Below are 400 nucleotides of genomic sequence, written 5' to 3'. Positions count from 1 at the left end.
CTCTCAAGCACTAGAGGCTGTGCAAAGCGCTGAAGATATCAATGCCCTGGAGCAAATCCGGGTTCTATACCTTGGCAAAAAAGGTGAATTGACTCAGGTGATGAAGACCCTGGGGAATTTGCCGGCAGAAGAGCGCCCGCAAGTGGGGGCCCTGATCAACGTTGCCAAGGAACGTGTCACAGAGGTTCTCAATACGCGCAAAGCATTGTTTGAGGAGGCTGAACTGGCCGCCAAACTGTCTGCCGAGTCTATTGATGTGACCCTGCCTGGCCGTGGCCAGACCTCCGGCGGTCTGCATCCGGTTACCCGGACTCTGGAACGTATCGAACAGTTCTTTACCCACATGGGCCCTGATCAACGTTGCCAAGGAACGTGTCACAGAGGTTCTCAATACGCGCAA

The 400-nt window shown here is 54.5% G+C and carries 1 protein-coding gene; it reads left to right on the top strand.

The window, feature by feature from the left end:
- Positions 1–400: tRNA ligase subunit PheS family protein (locus D7X12_RS42140; RefSeq protein ID WP_439329430.1), on the top strand; the 400-nt coding region annotated here is incomplete at both ends.

Source organism: Corallococcus sicarius (assembly GCF_003611735.1).
Taxonomy (GTDB): Bacteria; Myxococcota; Myxococcia; order Myxococcales; family Myxococcaceae; genus Corallococcus; species Corallococcus sicarius.
Note: the sequence above shows the minus strand (reverse complement) of the source record. Positions and strands in the feature narration are given on the sequence as shown.